Origin of the sequence: Streptomyces sp. IBSNAI002 (assembly GCF_052244475.1) — a bacterium.
Classification (GTDB): domain Bacteria; phylum Actinomycetota; class Actinomycetes; order Streptomycetales; family Streptomycetaceae; genus Streptomyces.
On record NZ_JBQPXG010000002.1, the window covers coordinates 3796098 to 3815420 of the forward strand.

Below are 19323 nucleotides of genomic sequence, written 5' to 3' on the forward strand. Positions count from 1 at the left end.
GGAGGAACGGTCCACCGGATCCTCCGCGCGCTTTGAGGAAGGGTCGCCCGCTGACTGTCCACACGCTCAATGAGCTTCTGCTGGTCTGCTCGCTCGTGCTGCTCATCGCCGTCGCGGCGGTGCGCATCTCTTCACGCAGCGGCCTCCCCAGCCTGCTCATCTACCTCGGCATAGGCATCGCGATAGGCCAGGACGGCATCGGCAACGTCGTATTCGACAACGCCGAGCTGACGCAGGTCATCGGGTATGCCGCGCTCGTCGTGATCCTCGCCGAGGGCGGTCTGGGCACCAAGTGGAAAGAGATCAGACCGGCCCTGCCGGCCGCGATCGTGCTGTCGCTGGTGGGCGTCGCGGTCAGCGTGGGCATCACGGCCGCCGGCGCGCACTACCTGGTCGGCCTGGAATGGCGCCAGGCCCTCCTGATCGGCGCGGTCGTGTCCTCGACCGACGCGGCGGCCGTCTTCTCCGTCCTGCGCAAGGTCCCGCTCCCCTCCCGGATCACGGGCGTGCTGGAGGCGGAGTCCGGCTTCAACGACGCGCCCGTCGTCATCCTGGTCGTGGCCTTCGCCACCGTCGGCCCGATCGACGACTGGTACGTCCTGCTCGGCAAGATCGCCCTGGAGCTGGTCATCGGCGCCGCGATCGGCCTGACCGTGGGCTTCCTGGGCTCGTACGGGCTGCGGCACGTGGCCCTGCCCGCCTCCGGCCTCTACCCGATCGCCGTGATGGCCATCGCGGTGACGGCGTACGCGGCCGGCGCGATGGCGCACGGCTCCGGCTTCCTCGCCGTCTACCTGGCCGCGATGGTGCTCGGCAACGCCAAGCTCCCGCACTGGCCTGCCACCCGGGGGTTCGCCGACGGACTCGGCTGGATCGCCCAGATCGGCATGTTCGTCCTGCTCGGACTGCTGGTCACCCCGCACGAGCTGGTGAACGACTTCTGGCCCGCCGTGATCATCGGGCTCGTCCTCACGATGGTCGCGCGGCCGCTGGAGGTCTTCGTCAGCCTGCTGCCCTTCCGCATCCCGTGGCGGGAGCAGGCCCTGATGTCCTGGGCGGGGCTGCGCGGAGCCGTGCCCATCATCCTGGCGACCATCCCGATGGTGTCCGGGATCGAGGGCAGCGACCGGGTCTTCAACATCGTCTTCGTGCTCGTCGTCGTCTACACCCTGGTGCAGGGACCGACCCTGCCCTGGCTGGCGCGCAAGCTGGAGCTCGGCGCCACCGACCAGAACGCCTCCGACCTCGGGATCGAGTCGGCGCCGCTGGAGAAGCTGCGCGGGCACCTGCTGTCCTTCGCGATCCCGGCGGCCTCGCGGATGCACGGCGTCGAGGTGAGCGAGCTGAGGCTGCCGCCGGGGGCCTCGGTCACCCTGGTGGTCCGCGAGGGCAAGAGCTTCGTACCGCTGCCGTCGACCGTGCTGCGGCGCGGGGACGAGCTGCTGGTGGTGGCCACGGACCCGGTGCGCGACGCGGCCGAGGCTCGGCTGCGCGCGGTGGCCCGCGGCGGCAAGCTGGCCGGGTGGCTGGGGACGGGCGGAAACGGGTCCGCGGGCTCGCGCGGCTGACGCGTCCCGATGGAGCCGGACTTTAGAGCGGCGTTCTAATTCGGCCGATTTCCGTGATATATGACCCGGTTTGCCCTTGTTTCGGTGGGCTTAACAAGGCGAAGCTCCCGTTAATCGCAGGTGAAGACACGCCTTGTCGCCGCAATCACAGGGCGTGGTAGTGGCTTCCCCTGTACGATGAAGGCACAACAGATCGAACCAACTCTGCCTGACGCAGAGCTGGCGCGACCGCAAAGCGGCCGTGGCTCCCTCCCGCAGTGGGCGCCCAGGTATCACTCGGTTCTGCGCAAGAGGACAGCTCTCGGGGCTCCCACATGTACGGGTGCGGTCGCTCACAAGGCGACGCACCGTCCGCAGACGGGGACGCTCTACCAGGCAGCGGAAAGGCAAGGCCGTGACATCCGCGGTCACGACCGGAACATCCGCCACGTCCACCACGTCCGCCCGCCCCGGCTACGGGCAGCTCCTGCGCACCCCCGGTGCCCTGGGCTTCGTACTTCCCGGTTTCGCCGCCCGGCTCCCCTTCGGGATGCTCACCGTCAGCATCCTCCTGCTCGTCCAGCACACCACCGGCTCCTACGGCAGCGCCGGCATCGTGACCGCCGTGACCGGCGTGTCCATGGCCGTGTTCGCCCCGCTGATGGGCAAGTTCACCGACCGGTTCGGCCAGAGCGCCGTCCTGGTCCCGGCCGCCCTCACGCACACCGCCTCCGTGGGCGCGCTGGCCGCCCTCGCGCTCCTCGGCGCCCCGCTGTGGGCGCTGGTGCTGGCCGCGATCCCGACCGGCGCCTCCGTCCCGCAGGCCGGCCCCATGGTCCGCGCCCGCTGGGCCGCCAAGCTCGAGGGCTCCCCGCTGCTGCCGACCGCGGCCGCGTTCGAGTCCGTCACCGACGAGTTCACCTTCGTCGTCGGCCCCGTCCTCGCGACCTTCCTGTGCACCCAGGTCCACCCCTCGGCGGGCCTGATCACCGAGGCCACCCTGACGCTCGTCGGCGGCCTCGTCTTCGCCGCGCAGCGCGCCACGCAGCCCAAGCCGGCCGGCCGCCCCGCGAACGGCGAGCAGCACGCCTCCGCCCTGTCCTTCCCGGGCCTGCGCGTCCTGATCGTCGCCTTCCTCGGGATCGGCGCCGTCTTCGGCGGCATGCAGGTCTCGCTCGCCGCCTTCTCCAACGAGATCGGCAACCCGGGCGCCAACGGCCTGCTCTACGGCGTCTTCGCCGCGGGCAACATGGTCGCCGGCATCGCCATGGGCGCCATCGCCTGGAAGATCGGCCCGCGCCGCCGCCTGATCCTGGGCTACATCGGCCTCACCGCCGCCGCCTCGGTCCTGTGGGCCGCGAACTCGGCGGTCCTGCTGGGCGCGCTCGGCCTCGTCGTCGGTCTGTGCATCGCCCCGGCGCTGATCACCGGCTACACGATGATCGAGCAGTTGATCCCGGCCGCCTCGCGCACCGAGGCCTTCACCTGGCTGACCGGCGCGGTCGCCTTCGGGCAGGCCGTCGCCGTGACCCTGGCCGGCCGTCTGACGGACGCCCACGGGTCCTCGTACGGCTTCCTGGTGCCGATGGCCGCCACCGCGCTGGCCCTGGTCACCCTGCTGGCCCTGCGCGCGAAGCTGGCGCCGAAGGCTCCGAGCCGGATCGTGAACTCGTCGGCTCCGGCCACCTCGCCCGCCACCGCGCCCGCCACCGCATCGGCCACCTCGCAGGCCACCTCGCAGGCCGCACCGGTGGCCTCCCGTAACCGGGTGAACGAGCGTGGGATGGGTCACCGCGTGCCGGTGACGGTGGACTGATCCGCCGGAATACGTCACCATGGAGCGTCGTTAGCACTCATTGAGTCAGAGTGCCAGGAGGAAATTCGTGCCGACCTACCAGTACCAGTGCACCGAATGCGGTGAGGGCCTTGAGGCCGTGCAGAAGTTCACCGATGACGCACTGACCGTATGCCCGAACTGTGACGGACGCCTGAAGAAGGTGTTCTCCGCGGTCGGCATCGTCTTCAAGGGCTCCGGTTTCTACCGGAACGACAGCCGTGGCTCTTCGTCGAGCAGCACGCCTGCCTCGAAGCCGGCCTCGACCTCGTCGACGTCCACGGCCGCCGCGCCCGCCGCTTCGTCCTCCTCGACGTCGTCGAGCACGGGCAGCAGCTCCACCTCGGCCGCCTGACCGCGCGTCCATACGTCGCGAGGCCCCGCCGCCCACCGGGCAGCGGGGCCTTCCGCATGCCCGGTTAGGGTGGGCCGCATGGTGAACGCAGAGATCGGTGTCATCGGCGGTTCGGGCTTCTACTCCTTCCTGGAGGACGTCTCCGAGATCCAGGTGGAGACCCCGTACGGTCCCCCGAGCGACTCCCTGTACGTGGGTGAGCTGGGAGGCCGGCAGGTGGCCTTCCTGCCCCGGCACGGTCGCAGCCACACCGTCCCGCCACACAAGATCAACTACCGGGCGAACCTGTGGGCGCTGCGGTCGGTCGGCGTCCGCCAGGTGCTGGGCCCGTGCGCGGTCGGCGGCCTGCGCACCGAGTACGGTCCGGGCACGCTGCTCGTCCCCGACCAGCTGGTCGACCGTACGAAGTCCCGGGCGCAGACCTTCTTCGACGGGGAGCCGCTGCCCGACGGCAGCGTGCCGAACGTCGTGCACACCACCTTCGCGGACCCGTACTGCCCGGTGGGGCGCTCGGTCGCCCTGGCGGCGGCGCGGGGGCGGGAGTGGGAGCCGGTGGACGGCGGCACCATGGTCGTCATCGAGGGGCCGCGGTTCTCGACGCGCGCCGAATCGCGCTGGCACGCGGCGGCGGGCTGGTCGGTCGTCGGCATGACGGGCCACCCGGAGGCCGTGCTCGCCCGGGAGCTGGGGCTCTGCTACACGTCGATGGCCCTGGTGACGGACCTGGACGCCGGCGCCGAGACCGGCGAGGGCGTGTCCCACACGGAGGTCCTGCGGGTGTTCGGCGAGAACGTCGGCCGGCTGCGCGAGGTCCTCTTCGACGCGGTGGCCGCGCTCCCGGCCACGGAGTCGCGCGCCTGCCTGTGCACGCACGCCCACGACGGCTGGGACCTGGGCATCGAGCTGCCGTAGCGCCGTGGCCGTGATGATGCCGTGGCCGTGGTTGCGCCGTGGCCGCGGTTGCGGCCGTGGCTTCCGTAGCTGCGTAGCCGCGGTAGCTGCGTAGCCGCCGTACGAGGGCGGACTGACACCTTCGGGTGACGGGGTTGTCCACAGGCTGGGGACCGTCCACAGGCCGGAGCGGGATCCGGCGGGAGGCCGGATCGTGGGCTGTGTCCGGGCGACGGGTCCGGACACAGCGACTCACTCCGACTGGTGGTGGCCCTCATGTCCCGTACGCCCGCGCGCTCTTCGGCCCTCTCGTGCGCGCCCGTTTCCCCTTCCGCCGCGGCTCCCGTACGCGGTTCCGGGGTTCCCGTTCCCGCGCCCGCGCCCGCGGTCCCGTGCTCGTCCCCGTGTCCCCCGGCGCGCCCCGTGCCCCCGTTCCCGCCGCTGCGGGTCGGGCGGGGCGGCGACCGGCTGCGCCGGGCCCTGCGGCGCAGGCGGCGGGCCGTCGCGGCCGGGCTGGCCGTCGCGGCGGCGGCACTGGCCGTGGGCGGGACGGAGGCGCAGGCCTCGCGGTCGGCCGCCCCACCGGAGGTACGGGCCTCCCCCCGGGCCGCCCCGCCCGCACCCGTGCCGATGGTGTCGGCTCCGGTGCGCATCGCCGACGCGGGGACGGTGCGGCTGCTGCGGCGCGGCGACCGGGTCGACGTGGTCGCGGCGGAGCGCGCCGGACCTCCGAGGGTGGTGGCTGCGGGCGCCCGGGTCACCGAAGTGCCCGGTCCCGATCCGGGTGTCGGGGAGGGCGGGGCGCTGGTGGTGCTGTCCGTTCCCCGGGACACCGCGCGGGCCCTCGTGGGCGCGGGTGCGACGGCCCGACTGGCGGTGACGCTGTGTTGATTCGCACACGCGGTCGGTCAAGTCACCTCGAGGTGGGGGTCGATTGGACACATCGCGCCCGGACTGCCGTAGTTTTCGGAACCGTTGACTCCGTGTTCGGCAGATATGAAGAAGGGCTCAGTGGTGAGCGAGAAGAAGAAGGAGAGCATCCTGGCGGGCTTCAAGGCCTTCCTGATGCGCGGCAACGTGGTCGACCTCGCGGTCGCCGTGGTCATCGGTGCCGCGTTCACGAACATCGTGAACTCCATCGTCAAGGGAATCATCAGCCCGCTGGTGGGAGCCATCGGGACCAAGAACCTCGACGTCTACAAGTCGTGTCTGAAGGCCCCCTGCGGCGTCGACGCGGGCGGTCAGCCCACGGGCGTCGAGATCCTCTGGGGCTCGGTGCTCAACGCCGCGCTGACCTTCCTGATCACCGCGGCCGTCGTGTACTTCCTGATGGTGCTGCCGATGGCGAAGTACCTCGCCAAGGTGGAGGCGCGCCGCAAGGCCAAGGAGGGCGTCAAGGAGACCATGGAGATCACGGAGCTGGAGGTCCTCAAGGAGATCCGGGACGCCCTGGTCGCGCAGCGCGGGGCCAACGGCGGCGGCACCGGGGCACCGGGGTCGCGCGACGCGTTCTAGCCGCGCGGTCCGGGCGGGCCGCCCGGGCGGCTCAGATGTGGTGCGGGGGCTTCTCGTCGAGGAAGCGGGCCAGGTCGGCCGTGCTTCCGCCGGCGGGCGGCCGCTCGCCCCAGCCCCGGTCGGTGTCGTCCGAGGACTGCTGGTCCAGCGGGTCGTCGAAGACGAGCCGGGGCTTGGGCTTCGGCTCGGGTTTCGGCGGCACGGCGGACCCGTGCTGCGGGCCGGGGGCGGCTGGGGTGCTCATGCCTCCAGAGTACGGCCGCCCCCGGGGGCGGCCCCGCTCAGCTGGGGGCTTCGGCGCCCTTGCGGGCGTAGAACCACCAGCACACCACCAGGCAGGTGGCGTAGAAGCCGATGAACAGCCACAGCGCGTGCGTGACCGCCATGGCGGCGAACATCGCGGGGATGAAGAAGAAGCCGTAGGCGGCGATGGCGGAGGAGAAGCCGGTGACGGCACCCGCCTCCATCTCGGACTGCTTCAGCGCGGCGGCCTGCGCCTCGGGGCCCTTGCCCTCGGCTTCCCGCATGTGCTGGTCCCGGAAGATCACCGGGATCTGCCGGAAGGTCGAGCCGTTGCCGAGGCCGGAGAAGGCGAAGGCCACCAGGAAGCCGATGAAGAAGGCCCAGAAGCTGCCCTGGTCCCCGCTGTGCGGAAGCGCGAAGATCACCACCACCAGCGCGGCCGCCATCCCGACGAAGGACAGCATGGTGACCCTGGCGCCGCCCATCTTGTCGGAGAGCCAGCCGCCGGCCCAGCGCATGAGCGCGCCGACGAACGGGCCGATCCAGGCATAGGTGGTGGCCTGGTAGCCCTGCGCCTCGAAGTTGTTCTTGATCAGCAGGGGCAGGCCCGCGGCGAAGCCGATGAAGGACCCGAAGGTGCCGACGTAGAGCCAGGTCATCAGCCAGTTGTGCTTGCGCTTGAAGATGATCTTCTGCTGGCTGAACGGGGCGGCGGCCACCTTCAGGTCGTTCATCATGAACCAGGCGAGCAGCGCCATGATGACGAGCAGCGGCACCCACAGGAAGGCGCCGTTCTGCAGCCAGATGTCGGTGTTCGCCTTGGCATCGTGCTGGGGGCCGCCGGCCGGGGCACCGAGTACGGCGGCCGTGACCACCAGCGGGGCGACCAGCTGGACCACGCTCACGCCCAGGTTGCCGAGCCCGCCGTTGAGGCCGTTGGCGCTGCCCTTCTCCCGCTTGGGGAAGAAGAAGCCGATGTTGGCCATCGAGGAGGCGAAGTTGGCACCGCCGATCCCGCAGACCGCCGCGATCAGCGCCAGTTCCCAGTACGGGGTGCCGGTGTCCTGGAGCGCGAAGCCCAGCCACAGCATCGGCGCGACCAGGATGAAGGTGCTGACGGCGGTGAACTTCCGCTCGCCGAAGATCGGCCCGATGAAGGTGTACAGGATCCGGAAGGTACCGCCGGTGATGCCGGGGATGGCGGTGAGCCAGAACAGCTGCGATCTGGAGAAGCCGAAGCCGACGTCGTTGAGCTTGACCACGGTGACCGACCAGACCTGCCAGACCACGAAGCCGAGCATCAGCGCGGGGATCGAGACCCAGAGGTTGCGCTGGGCGACCCTGCGGCCGGTGGACTGCCAGAAGCCGTCGTCCTCGGGCCGCCAGTCGCCGATGGTGGCGCCGGGCTTGTAGCTCTCCGCTCGGTCCGAGGACACCGTGGACGGGGTGGGCGTGGGTATCGACATGGTCATCGGTCCTTCGGGTCGAGGAGCCACAGCGCGATCACGACGAGGAAGGACAGGATCAGGAAGCCCGCACCCCACCAGGCCGTTCCGGTGTTGCCCTTCATCCACTCGTTGACGGTCACGGTCAGCGCCCAGAGCTGTCCGATGACCACGGTCAGGGCGAGGGCCAGACGGGCGTTGAGCTTCGAGGACCGCTCCGGCTCCTGCTCGGTGCCGGCGCCCGGGCCGGGGCCCGTGTGCCGGATCCGCGGGTCCCCGTAGCCGCTGGTGGAGCGGATCTGCGGATACCGCTCGTGGACCGGCCGGTTCAGCCGGGGCTGGGCGCTTCCCGGCCGGTAGTCGGGGCGCGGAGGCAGTGGTGCGTCGCTCACGTCCGTCGGCTTTCGTCGGAGGCGGCGCGATCCGCTCCGGGGCAGCCCAGCCTGCGGGTCGTCTCGGGGCGGGAATCGCCGAACTGCCGGCACAGGGCGTCCTTGGCCGACTCGCCCGACCGGGCGGTGGCGATGGCCCAGACACTGCCGTCGGCCTGCTCGGTCAGGAAGACCATGGGGAGCGGGCGCGGCGGCGGGCCCGCGGTCACCTCGCCGGTGCGGACGTCGAAGACGCCCTCGTGGCAAGGGCAGTACAGCTCCCCGTCGGCCCCCCGGTCCTCGCGCCAGAGCACGGCGCAGGCCAGGTGGGTGCAGACGGCGGAGTAGCCGACGAGGCTGCCGTCGGCCAGCCGTACGGCCAGCGCGCGGTCCTCTTCCCCGGGGAAGCGGAAGGCGACGGACTGGCCGGGCGCCAGCTGGGCGGCGACCAGCTTGGCCTCGGGCAGCTTCTCGCTGTCGCCGTGCCGGTGCAGCATGCCGGCGGCCACGCCGACACCGCCGACGGCCAGGCCGCCGGAGACGGTGGCGACGATCCGCAGGTAGTCGCGTCGGGTGGTCAGGGAGTCGGCGCTGATGCGGTCGCGGAGCTGCTCCGCGGCGGCATCGCCGTCGGGATCCTGGCCGGGTGCGGGAGCCGGCTGTTCGGTGACGCTCATCGGACGTCCACTCCGTTCACCTCGACCACGGGCAGGCCGCCCGGGACCGGCCACTGGACCTTGTCGGCGGGCACGACCATCGCCACGCCGGTACTGACCATCACGTCTCCGAAGGCGAAGGAGTCGGCGACCTGGACTCCGGGGCGCTCGGCCTGGAGCTCCTCGAGGGTTCCGTAGAACAGGGCCCCGGTGGGGCACACGGTGGCGCACATGGGGGCCAGTCCGTAGGCGGTCCGGTCGTAGCAGAGGTTGCACTTCATCTGCAGCTTCGCCTGGAGGTCGATCTTCGGGACGCCGAAGGGGCAGGCGTTGACGCAGTTGGCGCAGCCGATGCAGCGGGTGGTGTCGGCCTGCTGGACCACGCCGTCGGCGGTCACCAGGATCGCGTCGGCGGGGCAGACCTCGGCGCAGGGGGCGACGGGGTCCTCGCAGTGCATGCAGACGGTCGGGAGGGAGGCGACGGACATGCCGGGGTCGGTGTAGTCGAGGTGGATCATCGACTTTCCGCGGTGGGAGTCGCATTCGCGGCAGGCCGAGACACAAGCCTGACACCCGATGCAGCGGCCCGGATCGATGAAGATCGTACGGCCCATCATGGCGGATCAGCTCCTCTCCGCCGTGCCACGGCCCTGCGGGGACGTGGGGGGCAGGGGGTCGGTGCGGGAGACCTGGGTCTCCGGATAGGCCTCGCGGCCGGGGGCGGTGGGCGGCGCGGGGACCTCGTCGATCCGCTCGGCCGACTCGACCCGCGCCGCGCAGACCTTGTACTCGGGGATCTTCGAGCGGGGGTCGAGGGCGTCCATGGTCAGGGCGTTGGCGGCCGTCGGGACGGGCCAGTGGTACGGGATGAAGACGGTGTCGGGGCGGATGGCCTCGGTGACCAGGGCCGGGAAGACCTCGCTGCCGCGGCGGGTGACCACCCGGACCGGGTCGCCGTTCTTGAAGCCGTGCGAGGGGTGGACCTCCACCCAGGGGCGCGGCGTCTGTTCGACGAGGGCGCCCAGGCGCCGGGTCTGGTTGCCGGAGAGGAAGTGCGCGACGGTGCGGCCGGTGGTGAGGGAGAGCGGGAACTCCTCGGTGTAGGGGTCCATCGGCGCGTGCCACTCGACGACCTGCATGTGGATCTTGCCGTCGGGGTGGAAGGTCTTGCCGCCCTCGAACAGCCGGGGGGTGCCCGGGTGGTCGGTGGAGGGGCAGGGCCACATGATCCCGCCGGTCTCCTCCAGGCGTTCGTAGGTGATGCCGTAGTAGTCGTTGACGGTGCCGGCCGAGGCGACGCGCAGCTCCTCGAACACCTCGCGGGAGCCCGCGAAGTCGAACTTGTCCCCGGCGCCGAGGCGTCTGGCGAGTTCGCACATCACCCAGGTGTCGGTGCGCACCCCGGCGGGCGGCTCCTGCGCCTTGTTGTGCTTGACGACGCGGGCCTCGGTGTTGGCCATGACGCCTTCGTCCTCGGCCCAGACGGTGACCGGGAAGACCACGTGCGCGTTGGTCGCGGTCTCGGAGAGGAAGAAGTCGAACTGTGCGTGGAACTCCAGGGCGTCGTAGCCCTCCTTGACCGTCGCGTAGTTGGGCAGCGACACGAAGGGGTTGTTGCAGATGCCGATCAGACCGCGGATCTCGCGCCGCTGCATCTGCCAGACCATCTCCATCATGGAGGTCCCGGCGGGCGGGAGTTCGGACTCCTCGATGCCCCAGATCCGGCAGATCTGCCGGCGGTGCTCCTCGTTCAGGATGGAGCGGCCACCGGGCAACAGGTCGGCCTTCTGGCCGTGCTCTCGGCCGCCCTGGCCGTTGCCCTGGCCGGTGATGGTGCCGTAGCCGGCTCCGGGCCTGCCGAGGTTTCCGGTGGCCACGCACAGGTTGATGACGGACAGGCAGTTCTCCACGCCCTGCGAGTGGTGCTCGATGCCGCGCGCGTGGAAGGCCATCGCCTTGCCGGCGCCGCCGAACATCCGGGCCACCTGGACGATCTGCTCGGCGGGGACCCCGCAGATCGCGGCGGAACGGGAGGGCGGGTAGGCGGCGACCGTTCGCTTGACCTCCTCCCAGCCGGTGGTGTGGGCGGCGAGGTAGGCGTCGTCGGTCAGGCCCTCGGCGACGATCACGTGGAGCACGGCGTTGAAGAAGGCCGAGTCGGTGCCGGGCTTGAGGGCGACGTGCACGTCGGCGGTGCGGGCGATGGCGGTCTCGCGCGGGTCGACCACGATCAGCGAGGCGCCCCGGTCGCGGGCGCCCCAGACGTACTGGGTCATCACGGGGAAGCACTCCCCCACGTTCGACCCGGCGATCAGCAGGCAGTCGGTGAGGAGGATGTCGGAGAACGGGTTGGCGGCCCGGTCGATCCCGAAGGCCAGCTTGTTGGCGCCCGCGGCGCTGACCATGCACAGCCGGCCGTTGTAGTCGACGTGCCGGGTCTTGAGGGCGACCCGGCCGAACTTGCCGACCAGGTAGGTCTTCTCGGAGTACAGGCTGGCGCCGCCGAGCAGGCCGAAGGCGTCGTTGCCGTGGGCCTGCTGGATCCGCCGGACCTCGGAGACGGTGAAGTCGAGGGCCTCCTCCCAGGAGGTTTCCTTGAACTCCTCGTCCCGCGAGCGGCGCATCAGCGGGGCGGTCAGCCGGTCGGGGTGGTTGACCTGCTGGTAGGCGTTGATGCCCTTGGGGCACAGCCGCATCCGGTTGATGTCGTGGTTGCGCGGCTCCACGCCGAAGACCTTGCCGCCCTTGTCCACGCGCAGGTACATCCCGCACTGCACGCCGCAGAAGCAGCAGTGGGTGGGGACGAGGGTCTCGCCGTTCTGGTCGGCGTGCCACTGGTCCGCGGGGATGCCGCCCGCGTCGCGGAAGTTGCGGGTGCCGGGCGGGGCGATGGAGGGGTCGATGGAGACGGGGACGGACCGCGACGCGGCCTTGGCGGGGTCGGTCGCGGTCACTTGAAGCCCTTCTTGACGTGGGTCAGATAGGCGTTGCCGCGCAGCATCCGCTTGCAGCGCGGGCAGTATTCGACGAAGGCGTTGAAGTCGAGCTTCAGGTCCTGCATGGTGCCGCGCAGGTTCTCCACGTACGGGGTGGTGTCGATGGGCTCCCCGCAGCGCTTGCAGGCGAAGACCTGGTCCTCCTGGCGGGCCGTGTACTTGAACAGCTGCATGCCGACGGCGGCCGGCCGCTGGACGATGTGGAAGAACTTCCCGAACGGGATGTAGATGAGGGTGAACACCACCGACACCATGTGCAGGATGGCGAGGAACTCGTAGCCGCCGCCGTGCAGGAAGATCGACGAGAAGGTCAGCAGCAGCCCGGTCACGGAGATCACGATCAGGCAGATCAGCGGCAGCAGGTCGTAGGCGAAGCGCTGGCCGGTGATGGCCCCGCGGTCCTTCATCCGCCGCCACAGGAAGTACGAGGCCCCGGGGATGACCAGGACCGCCGCGACGTCCAGGCCGTGGAACATCAGCCAGCCCAGGATGTTCAGCGAGTCGAAGCCGAGCACCTTGAAGCCCCAGATCCGCATCTCGTATCCGGGGCCGGAGCCGCTGTCCGAGGTGAAGGTGAACCAGCCCCAGGTAAGCGGGAAGGTGATGAGCGCGGCCAGGATGCAACCCCAGAAGATGAGCTGGTGGGCGGCCCAGCGGGCGCGCGAGCGGGCGCCGAGGAACTTCTGGAAGCCGAGGTAGGTGGCGATCATCTTCGGCAGGGCGGTGGGTGCCTTGCGGAAGTTGGCGGCCGAGAAGAAGCTGCCGAAGCCCTTCTTGAAGAGGCGGCGCGCGCCGGGTGCGGAGACCCAGACGGTGTACCGGTAGGCCACGCCGAAGGCCAGGAACACGGTCGCGACCGCGTACGGCAGCAGCGCCGAGTCGAAGTCGCGCAGCAGCCGGCTGCCCAGCACGATCGCGGCGATGAGCAGGAGCGAGACGACGGTGCCGGCCAGGGTGGCCCGCGCGGTGACGGATCTGCCGGCCGGCGGCGGGGTCTCGGGTGGCTCCGGCGGTGGCGGGGCTGCGGCGAGTACTTCTGTGGGCTCGGACACAGCACCACGCTAGGCGGTATGTGCCGATTCAGCCCGTTATGCCATGGCCCTGGTTGGGCCGAACGGGTTCAGACGGCGGTCAGGCCCCTGGCTGCGAAGATCGCCTTGGCCTCGGCCACCTGCTCGGCTCCGGGCGAGGGCGTGTCGCGGAGGGTGAAGTTCATGTCCAGGGCCTGCCACTTGCCCTCGCCCAGCTTGTGGAAGGGCAGGACGTCGACCCGCGAGACGTTGCCGAGGCCGCCGGCGAACGCGGCGACCCCCTCGATGTTCTCCCGCGCGTCGGTGAGCCCGGGAACCAGGACGAAGCGCAGGTGCACCTCTTTGCCGAGGTCCGCGAGGCGGCGCGCGAAGTCCAGGGTGGGCTGCAACGGCCGCCCGGTGACCTTCTTGTACGTCTCCCGGTCCCAGGACTTGATGTCGAGCAGGACCAGGTCGGTGTCGCGCAGCAGCGCGTCGGTGGCCCGTACGCCGAGGAAGCCCGAGGTGTCCAGGGCGGTGTGCAGCCCCAGCTCGTGCTTCAGCCGGTGCAGCAGCTCGCCCGCGAAGACGGGCTGGAGCAGCGGCTCCCCTCCCGAGACGGTGGCCCCGCCGCCGGACGCGGCGATGAAGGTGCGGTACTTGGCGGCTTCGGCGATCACGTCGTCGGCCGAGGTCCGCTTGCCGTTGCGCATCTTCCACGTGTCGGGGTTGTGGCAGTACAGGCAGGTCAGGGGGCAGCCGGAGAGGAAGGTGACGAAGCGGGTGCCCGGACCGTCCACCCCGGTCGACAGGTCCCAGGAGTGCACCGAGCCCTCGCTCGGCCGCTGGGTCGCCGCGGCTGCCGGGGTCTGGCCGGCGCTGACGGCGACCGCCGCGTCGGGGCCGACGGGGAGGCTCGTACCGAAGAGGACGGTCATGGCAGGTGCTCCAGTTCGGATCTGCTGATCTGGTGTCCGTTGGATCGCGCGGCCCGGGGCCGGGGTGAGGGCCCGGCCCCGGGGCCGCGCGGCCTGTGACGGTTCCTAGAGGGAGCCGTGGAAGGTGCGGTTCAGCACGTCGAGCTGCTGGTCGCGCGTGAGGCGGACGAAGTTCACCGCGTAACCGCTGACCCGGATGGTCAGCTGCGGGTAGTTCTCCGGGTGCTCCATGGCGTCCATGAGCGTGTCGCGGTTGAGCACGTTGACGTTCATGTGGAAGCCGTCGCTGGCCATGTAGCCGTCGAGCACGCCCGCCAGGTTCTTGATCCGCTCCTCGGGGGTGCGGCCCAGGCCGTCGGGGGTGACGGTGTTGGTCAGCGAGATGCCGTCCTCGGCGTCCTCGTACGGAAGCTTCGCGACCGACAGCGCCGAGGTGACGTAGCCGTGGGTGTCTCGGCCGTTCATCGGGTTGGCGCCCGGCGAGAACGGCTCGCCCGCGCGGCGTCCGTCCGGGGTGTTGCCGGTCTTCTTGCCGTAGACGACGTTCGAGGTGATCGTCAGCACGGACTGGGTGTGCTCGGCACCCCGGTACGTCTCGTGCTTGCGCACCTTCTTCATGAACTCCTCGACGAGCCACACGGCGATGTCGTCGACGCGGTCGTCGTTGTTGCCGTAGGCCGGGTAGTCGCCCTCCACGCGGTAGTCGGTGGCCAGGCCCGTCTCGTCGCGCACCGCGGTGACCTCGGCGTGCTTGATGGCGGACAGCGAGTCGGCGGCGACCGACAGGCCGGCGATGCCGCAGGCCATGGTGCGGCGCACGTCGCGGTCGTGCAGCGCCATCTCGATGCGCTCGTAGGCGTACCGGTCGTGCATGTAGTGGATGACGTTCAGGGCGTGCACGTAGGTGGCGGCGAGCCATTCCATCTGCTCGTCGAACTTGGCCATGACCTGGTCGTAGTCCAGCACCTCGGAGGTGAGCGCGCCGGTCTCGGGGCCGACCTGGGCGCCGGACTTCTCGTCGCGGCCGCCGTTGATCGCGTAGAGGAGGGTCTTGGCGAGGTTCACGCGGGCGCCGAAGAACTGCATCTGCTTGCCGACCGGCATCGCAGAGACGCAGCACGCGATGGCGGTGTCGTCACCGAAGCGCGGACGCATCAGCTCGTCGGACTCGTACTGCACCGAGGAGGTGTCGATCGAGACGCGCGCGCAGAACTCCTTGAAGCCCTGCGGCAGCTGCGGCGACCAGAAGACGGTCATGTTCGGCTCGGGGGCCGGGCCGAGGTTGTAGAGGGTCTGGAGGTACCGGAAGGAGGTCCGGGTGACCAGCGGACGGCCGTCCTCGCCCATGCCGGCGATCGACTCGGTGACCCAGGTCGGGTCGCCGGAGAAGAGCTCGTCGTAGTCGGGGGTGCGCAGGAAGCGGACGATGCGGAGCTTGATGATGAAGTCGTCGACCAGCTCCTGCGCCTGCTCCTCCGTGAGGAGTCCGGCCTCGATGTCGCGCTGGAGGTAGACGTCGACGAAGGTGGAGGTGCGGCCCAGCGACATGGCCGCGCCGTTCTGCTCCTTCACGGCGGCCAGGTAGGCGAAGTACAGCCACTGGATGGCCTCGCGGCCGGTCGTCGCCGGGCCGGAGATGTCGTAGCCGTAGGAGGCCGCCATCGCCTTGAGTTCGGCGAGGGCGCGGATCTGCTCGGCGAGCTCCTCGCGCAGGCGGATCGTCTCCTCCAGCGTCCGGTGGCCCGCGGGGAGGGAGTTCAGGCCCTCCTTCTCCTCCTTCTTGAAGGAGATGAGGCGGTCCACGCCGTACAGGGCCACGCGGCGGTAGTCGCCGATGATGCGGCCGCGGCCGTAGGCGTCCGGCAGACCGGTCACGATGCCGGCCTTGCGGGCGGCGCGGATCTCGGGGGTGTAGGCGTCGAACACACCGGCGTTGTGGGTCTTGCGGTAGTCGGTGAAGACCTTCTCCAGCTCCTCGGAGACCGGGTAGCCGTAGGTCTCCAGGGCGCCGGCGACCATGCGCCAGCCGCCGTACGGCATGATCGCGCGCTTGAGGGGGGCGTCGGTCTGGAGGCCGACGATCAGGTCCTTGTCGCGGTCGATGTAGCCGGGCGCGTGCGCGGTGATCGAGGACGGGATGTCGTACGCGACGTCGTAGACGCCCTTCTCGCGCTCCTCCGGGAACTTGTCCGTGATCGCCTTCCACACGGCCGCGGTGCGCTCGGTGGGGCCGGCGAGGAAGGTGTCGTCGCCCTCGTACGGCGTGTAGTTCTGCTGGATGAAGTCGCGGACGTCGATGGCGTCACGCCACAGGCCGCCCTTGAAGCCCTCCCAGGCCTCGCCGATCTTCGTGGTCTCCGCAGGGGTGGCAGTCATCGCCCGCACCTTCTTCCATCGCCTCATTGCTTGTCTCTATTGCACGCCTTTTGATCGATCATTTGGCGCCGCATTGGTCCCGAGCTGACGCCCGAAGGTCCCGCAGTCTCCGGCGACCCAACGCCCGGGCCGCCCCTGACCTGGGGTTTCACATGGACCGAAAGTCCATCGTGCGCTTGTGAAAACTTTCACAAGTTTCTCGAAAAATCAGACGATACGAATCAGAGCGAAGCCTGTGGATACCGCGACGCACGTCGTGACCAGGCCGGGCAGCATGAAGGAGTGGTTGACGACGAACCGGCCGACGCGGGTGGTACCGGTCCGGTCGAAGTTGATCGCTGCAATGAAGGTCCCGTAGGTCGGCAAGAGGAAGTAGCCGTTCACGGCGGGCCACATCGCGATGAGGAACGGTGCCGGTATGCCCAGGGCGAGGCCGAGCGGCATCAGGGCCTTCGTGGTGGTGGCCTGGCTGAACAGCAGCGCGGAGAGGAGCAGCAGCATGATGGCGAAGAACCACGGGTGGTCGTGTGCGACCCCGCCGAGGGCGCCGGTGATCCGCGCCTCGTTGGCCCCGATGAAGGACAGCCCCAGCCACGACAGCCCGAAGACGCCGATCACCGCGACCAGACCGGACTTGGCCACGTCCGTGCCCGGCACGCGCTTGGCGTCGACCTTGCACAGCAGCAGGATCAGCGCGGCCACCGCCATCATCAGGATCTCGATGGTGGCGGGCATGGAGAGCGGCCCCTTGCCCGTACCGGGGCGCAGCGCGGGGAACAGACCGCTGACGACCACGGCGACGGTCCCCCCGAGGAAGAGGTACGCCGACCAGCGCGCCCGCGGCCCGGGCGGCGCGGCGGCTTCGGCCGGGGCGGGGGCCTCGATCTCCCCGGCGGCGAGCCGGCGCAGGTACTCGGGGTCCCGGTCGAGCTCCTTGCCGACCCTGGACTGGACGGTGGCCGCGACCAGCACGCCGAGGAGGGTGGCGGGGACGGCGACCGCCATGATCCGGGGGAGGTTCCAGCCGTCGCCGTCGAACATCACGATCATGGCGGCCATGGCGGCGGAGACGGGTGAGGCGGTGATCCCGAAGGTGGCGGCGATGGAGGCCACCGCGATAGGCCGCTCGGGCCGGACCCCGCCCTCGCGGGCCACGTCGTGGATGACGGGCAGCAGCGGGTAGAAGACGTGCGCGGTGCCGGCGCCCAGGGTGAAGGCCCAGGCGACGAGGGGCGCGACGAAGACCACCCGGCGGGGGTTGCGGCGGATGGCCCGCTCGGCGAGCCCGACCAGGTAGTCGATCCCGCCCGCCGCCTCCATGGCCGCGGCCGCCATGATCACCGCGAGGATGATCAGCATGACGTCCACGATGCCCGAGGTGTCGGCGGGAGACACCCCGAAGAACGTCGCGAGCACGAACACCCCGACGGCGCCCCAGAGCCCCATGGCGACGCCGCCCTTCCGCGACCCGAGCCAGATGGCCGCCACCATGACCCCGAGCTGCAGAAACATGCCGAGCACTGGCGTGGCCTTCCGTGGGTGTCGGGTGTGCGGGGGTCGGGTGTGCGGGGGTCTGGTGTGCGGGAGTCGGGTGTGCGGGTGCGGACCCGTCCGCGCCACCGCCTCGGGGCTCCGCCCCGGACCCGTGGGAGGGGCCGGGGCGGGGGGTGAGCGCGGGGCCTAGCTCGGTGCTTCGGCGCCCTTGCGGGCGTAGAACCACCAGGCCACGACCACACAGGAGGCGTAGAAGCCCACGAAGCCCCACATCGCGCTCGTCACCGCGAAGTTGGCGAACATCGCCGGGATGAAGAAGAACCCGTAGGCGGCGATCGCGGCCGTGAAGCCGGTGACCGCGCCCGACTCGATCTCGGCCTGCTTCAGCGCGGCCGCGTACTGCGGGGTGCCCTCGGTCAGCCCCTTCAGGTGCTGGCTCCGGAAGATCACCGGGATCTGCCGGAAGGTCGAGCCGTTGCCGATGCCCGAGAAGAAGAAGGCCGACAGGAAGCAGAAGAAGAAGCCGTAGAAGGAACCGGAATCGGAGCCGGCCGGCAGGAAGGTGATCACGCCGATGATGGACGCGGCCATGCCCACGAAGGACAGGATCGTCACCCGGGCGCCGCCCAGCTTGTCGGCGATCCAGCCGCCCGCCCAGCGGGCCAGCGCGCCCAGCGCCGGGCCCATCCAGGCGTAGGTGGCCACCGAGTAGGCGGGGAAGGTGGTCTTGATCAGCAGCGGCAGCGCCGCCGCGAAACCGATGAAGGAGCCGAAGGTGCCGACGTAGAGCCAGGTCATCAGCCAGTTGTGCTTGCGCTTGAAGATGATCTTCTGCTGGCTGAAGGGGGTGGAGGCCACCTTCAGGTCGTTCTGGCCGAACCAGGCCACCGCGGCGAGCACGATCAGCACCGGCACCCAGACGAAGGCCGCGTTCTGGAGGTAGATCTCCGAGCCGTCCGCCTTCTTCTGGCCCGCGCCGATCGCCAGGACCGACGAGGTGATCAGGATCGGGGTCAGCAGCTGGACCACCGACACGCCCAGGTTGCCCAGGCCGCCGTTGATGCCCGTCGCGTTGCCCTTCTCCCCCTTCGGGTAGAAGAAGCCGATGTTGGCCAGGGAGGAGGAGAAGTTCGCGCCGCCGATACCGCACAGCGCCGCGATCGCGATCATCGTGCCGTAGGGGGTGTCCGGGTTCTGCACCGCGAAGCCCAGCCACAGCAGCGGCACGATCAGCACGACCGTGGAGATGGCCGTGAAGCGCCGCTGCCCGATCATCGGGCCGATGAAGGTGTAGACGATGCGCGCGCTGCCGCCGGTGATGCCGGGGACCGCCGTCAGCCAGAACAGCTGGGACTGCGAGAAGCCGAAGCCGACGTCCTTCAGGTTGGTCGCCGTGATGCTCCACACCTGCCAGACCACGAAGGCCACCAGCAGGGCGGGCACCGCGATCCACAGGTTGCGGGTCGCGACCTTCTTCCCCGTGGACTGCCAGAAGGAGGGGTCCTCCGGCGTCCATTCGGTGATGGTGCGGCCGGGACGGTATTGCGCCGGATCGGCGAGCTGCGGCCTCACCGCGTCCTTCGTGGCGGAACTCATGTCGTGTCCTCAGAGGTCGAGGGGTGTCCTTGCCTATCCAGATTCCGTGTCCGGGG

The 19323-nt window shown here is 70.3% G+C and carries 17 protein-coding genes; 6 read left to right on the top strand and 11 right to left on the bottom strand.

Annotated elements, in window-relative coordinates; all coding sequences use genetic code 11:
- Positions 1-32: 32 nt before the first annotated feature.
- From ACTVZO_RS18380 to mscL, 6 genes are all read left to right on the top strand, one after another.
- Positions 33-1568 (top strand): potassium/proton antiporter, encoded by a 1536-nt coding sequence (locus ACTVZO_RS18380; protein ID WP_443299415.1) that lies wholly within the window; start codon positions 33-35, stop codon positions 1566-1568.
- Positions 1569-1962: 394 nt separating this feature from the next.
- The gene (locus ACTVZO_RS18385) at positions 1963-3363 is read left to right on the top strand and encodes an MFS transporter (protein WP_443299416.1); all 1401 of its coding nucleotides are present in this window, start codon (positions 1963-1965) and stop codon (positions 3361-3363) included.
- Positions 3364-3430: 67 nt separating this feature from the next.
- Positions 3431-3736, top strand: a complete 306-nt coding sequence (locus ACTVZO_RS18390; protein WP_443299417.1) for an FmdB family zinc ribbon protein — start codon at positions 3431-3433, stop codon at positions 3734-3736.
- Between the two features lie 78 nt (positions 3737-3814).
- The gene (locus ACTVZO_RS18395; protein WP_443299418.1) at positions 3815-4648 is read left to right on the top strand and encodes an S-methyl-5'-thioadenosine phosphorylase; all 834 of its coding nucleotides are present in this window, start codon (positions 3815-3817) and stop codon (positions 4646-4648) included.
- Positions 4649-4903: 255 nt separating this feature from the next.
- Positions 4904-5518 carry a hypothetical protein gene (locus tag ACTVZO_RS18400; RefSeq protein ID WP_443299419.1) on the top strand — a complete coding sequence of 205 codons (615 nt, stop codon included), beginning with the start codon at positions 4904-4906 and terminating at the stop codon, positions 5516-5518.
- Positions 5519-5623: 105 nt separating this feature from the next.
- Positions 5624-6142 carry a large conductance mechanosensitive channel protein MscL gene (mscL, locus tag ACTVZO_RS18405; protein WP_443299420.1) on the top strand — a complete coding sequence of 173 codons (519 nt, stop codon included), beginning with the start codon at positions 5624-5626 and terminating at the stop codon, positions 6140-6142.
- 31 nt (positions 6143-6173) lie between these two features.
- On the opposite strand, the gene ACTVZO_RS18410 is transcribed toward mscL, so the two are convergent.
- From ACTVZO_RS18410 to ACTVZO_RS18460, 11 genes are all read right to left on the bottom strand, one after another.
- A complete protein-coding gene (locus tag ACTVZO_RS18410) occupies positions 6174-6386 on the bottom strand; it encodes a hypothetical protein (RefSeq protein ID WP_443299421.1) in 213 nt (70 codons plus the stop codon).
- A gap of 37 nt (positions 6387-6423) precedes the next feature.
- On the bottom strand, positions 6424-7851 hold the full coding sequence (locus ACTVZO_RS18415) for a NarK family nitrate/nitrite MFS transporter (protein WP_443299422.1): 1428 nt from the start codon (positions 7849-7851) through the stop codon (positions 6424-6426).
- Between the two features lie 2 nt (positions 7852-7853).
- A complete protein-coding gene (locus ACTVZO_RS18420) occupies positions 7854-8222 on the bottom strand; it encodes a hypothetical protein (protein WP_382641896.1) in 369 nt (122 codons plus the stop codon).
- Positions 8219-8878, bottom strand: a complete 660-nt coding sequence (locus ACTVZO_RS18425; RefSeq protein WP_443299423.1) for a ubiquinol-cytochrome c reductase iron-sulfur subunit — start codon at positions 8876-8878, stop codon at positions 8219-8221. Before ACTVZO_RS18425 ends, ACTVZO_RS18420 begins: the two co-directional genes overlap by 4 nt.
- Positions 8875-9474, bottom strand: a complete 600-nt coding sequence (locus ACTVZO_RS18430) for a 4Fe-4S dicluster domain-containing protein (protein WP_443299424.1) — start codon at positions 9472-9474, stop codon at positions 8875-8877. The genes ACTVZO_RS18425 and ACTVZO_RS18430 overlap by 4 nt, the downstream gene beginning before the upstream one ends.
- Before the next feature lie 6 nt (positions 9475-9480).
- Positions 9481-11811: a molybdopterin oxidoreductase family protein gene (locus ACTVZO_RS18435; RefSeq protein ID WP_443299425.1), complete on the bottom strand. Its 2331-nt coding sequence runs from the start codon at positions 11809-11811 to the stop codon at positions 9481-9483.
- The gene (locus ACTVZO_RS18440) at positions 11808-12905 is read right to left on the bottom strand and encodes an MFS transporter (protein ID WP_443299426.1); all 1098 of its coding nucleotides are present in this window, start codon (positions 12903-12905) and stop codon (positions 11808-11810) included. The genes ACTVZO_RS18435 and ACTVZO_RS18440 overlap by 4 nt, the downstream gene beginning before the upstream one ends.
- 68 nt (positions 12906-12973) lie before the next feature.
- Entirely contained in the window at positions 12974-13801 is an 828-nt protein-coding gene (gene pflA / locus ACTVZO_RS18445; protein WP_443299427.1) for a pyruvate formate-lyase-activating protein, read from the bottom strand.
- Between the two features lie 105 nt (positions 13802-13906).
- The gene (gene pflB / locus ACTVZO_RS18450; RefSeq protein WP_443299428.1) at positions 13907-16177 is read right to left on the bottom strand and encodes a formate C-acetyltransferase; all 2271 of its coding nucleotides are present in this window, start codon (positions 16175-16177) and stop codon (positions 13907-13909) included.
- A 207-nt stretch (positions 16178-16384) separates the two neighbouring features.
- Positions 16385-17689, bottom strand: coding sequence for an anaerobic C4-dicarboxylate transporter family protein (locus ACTVZO_RS18455; protein ID WP_443299429.1), 1305 nt, complete (start codon positions 17687-17689; stop codon positions 16385-16387).
- Positions 17690-17857: 168 nt separating this feature from the next.
- Positions 17858-19267: an MFS transporter gene (locus ACTVZO_RS18460; protein WP_443299430.1), complete on the bottom strand. Its 1410-nt coding sequence runs from the start codon at positions 19265-19267 to the stop codon at positions 17858-17860.
- Positions 19268-19323 lie beyond the last annotated feature (56 nt).

Excerpts from the sequence above, each read along its gene's own strand:
- ACTVZO_RS18395 (WP_443299418.1), top strand. The coding sequence starts at position 3,815 with ATGGTGAACGCAGAGATCGGTGTCATCGGCGGTTCGGGCTTCTACTCC.
- ACTVZO_RS18400 (WP_443299419.1), top strand. The coding sequence starts at position 4,904 with ATGTCCCGTACGCCCGCGCGCTCTTCGGCCCTCTCGTGCGCGCCCGTT.
- mscL (WP_443299420.1), top strand. The coding sequence starts at position 5,624 with ATGAAGAAGGGCTCAGTGGTGAGCGAGAAGAAGAAGGAGAGCATCCTG.
- ACTVZO_RS18410 (WP_443299421.1), bottom strand. The coding sequence starts at position 6,386 with ATGAGCACCCCAGCCGCCCCCGGCCCGCAGCACGGGTCCGCCGTGCCG.
- ACTVZO_RS18415 (WP_443299422.1), bottom strand. The coding sequence starts at position 7,851 with ATGTCGATACCCACGCCCACCCCGTCCACGGTGTCCTCGGACCGAGCG.
- ACTVZO_RS18425 (WP_443299423.1), bottom strand. The coding sequence starts at position 8,878 with ATGAGCGTCACCGAACAGCCGGCTCCCGCACCCGGCCAGGATCCCGAC.
- ACTVZO_RS18430 (WP_443299424.1), bottom strand. The coding sequence starts at position 9,474 with ATGATGGGCCGTACGATCTTCATCGATCCGGGCCGCTGCATCGGGTGT.
- pflA (WP_443299427.1), bottom strand. The coding sequence starts at position 13,801 with ATGACCGTCCTCTTCGGTACGAGCCTCCCCGTCGGCCCCGACGCGGCG.
- pflB (WP_443299428.1), bottom strand. The coding sequence starts at position 16,177 with ATGACTGCCACCCCTGCGGAGACCACGAAGATCGGCGAGGCCTGGGAG.
- ACTVZO_RS18455 (WP_443299429.1), bottom strand. The coding sequence starts at position 17,689 with ATGTTTCTGCAGCTCGGGGTCATGGTGGCGGCCATCTGGCTCGGGTCG.
- ACTVZO_RS18460 (WP_443299430.1), bottom strand. The coding sequence starts at position 19,267 with ATGAGTTCCGCCACGAAGGACGCGGTGAGGCCGCAGCTCGCCGATCCG.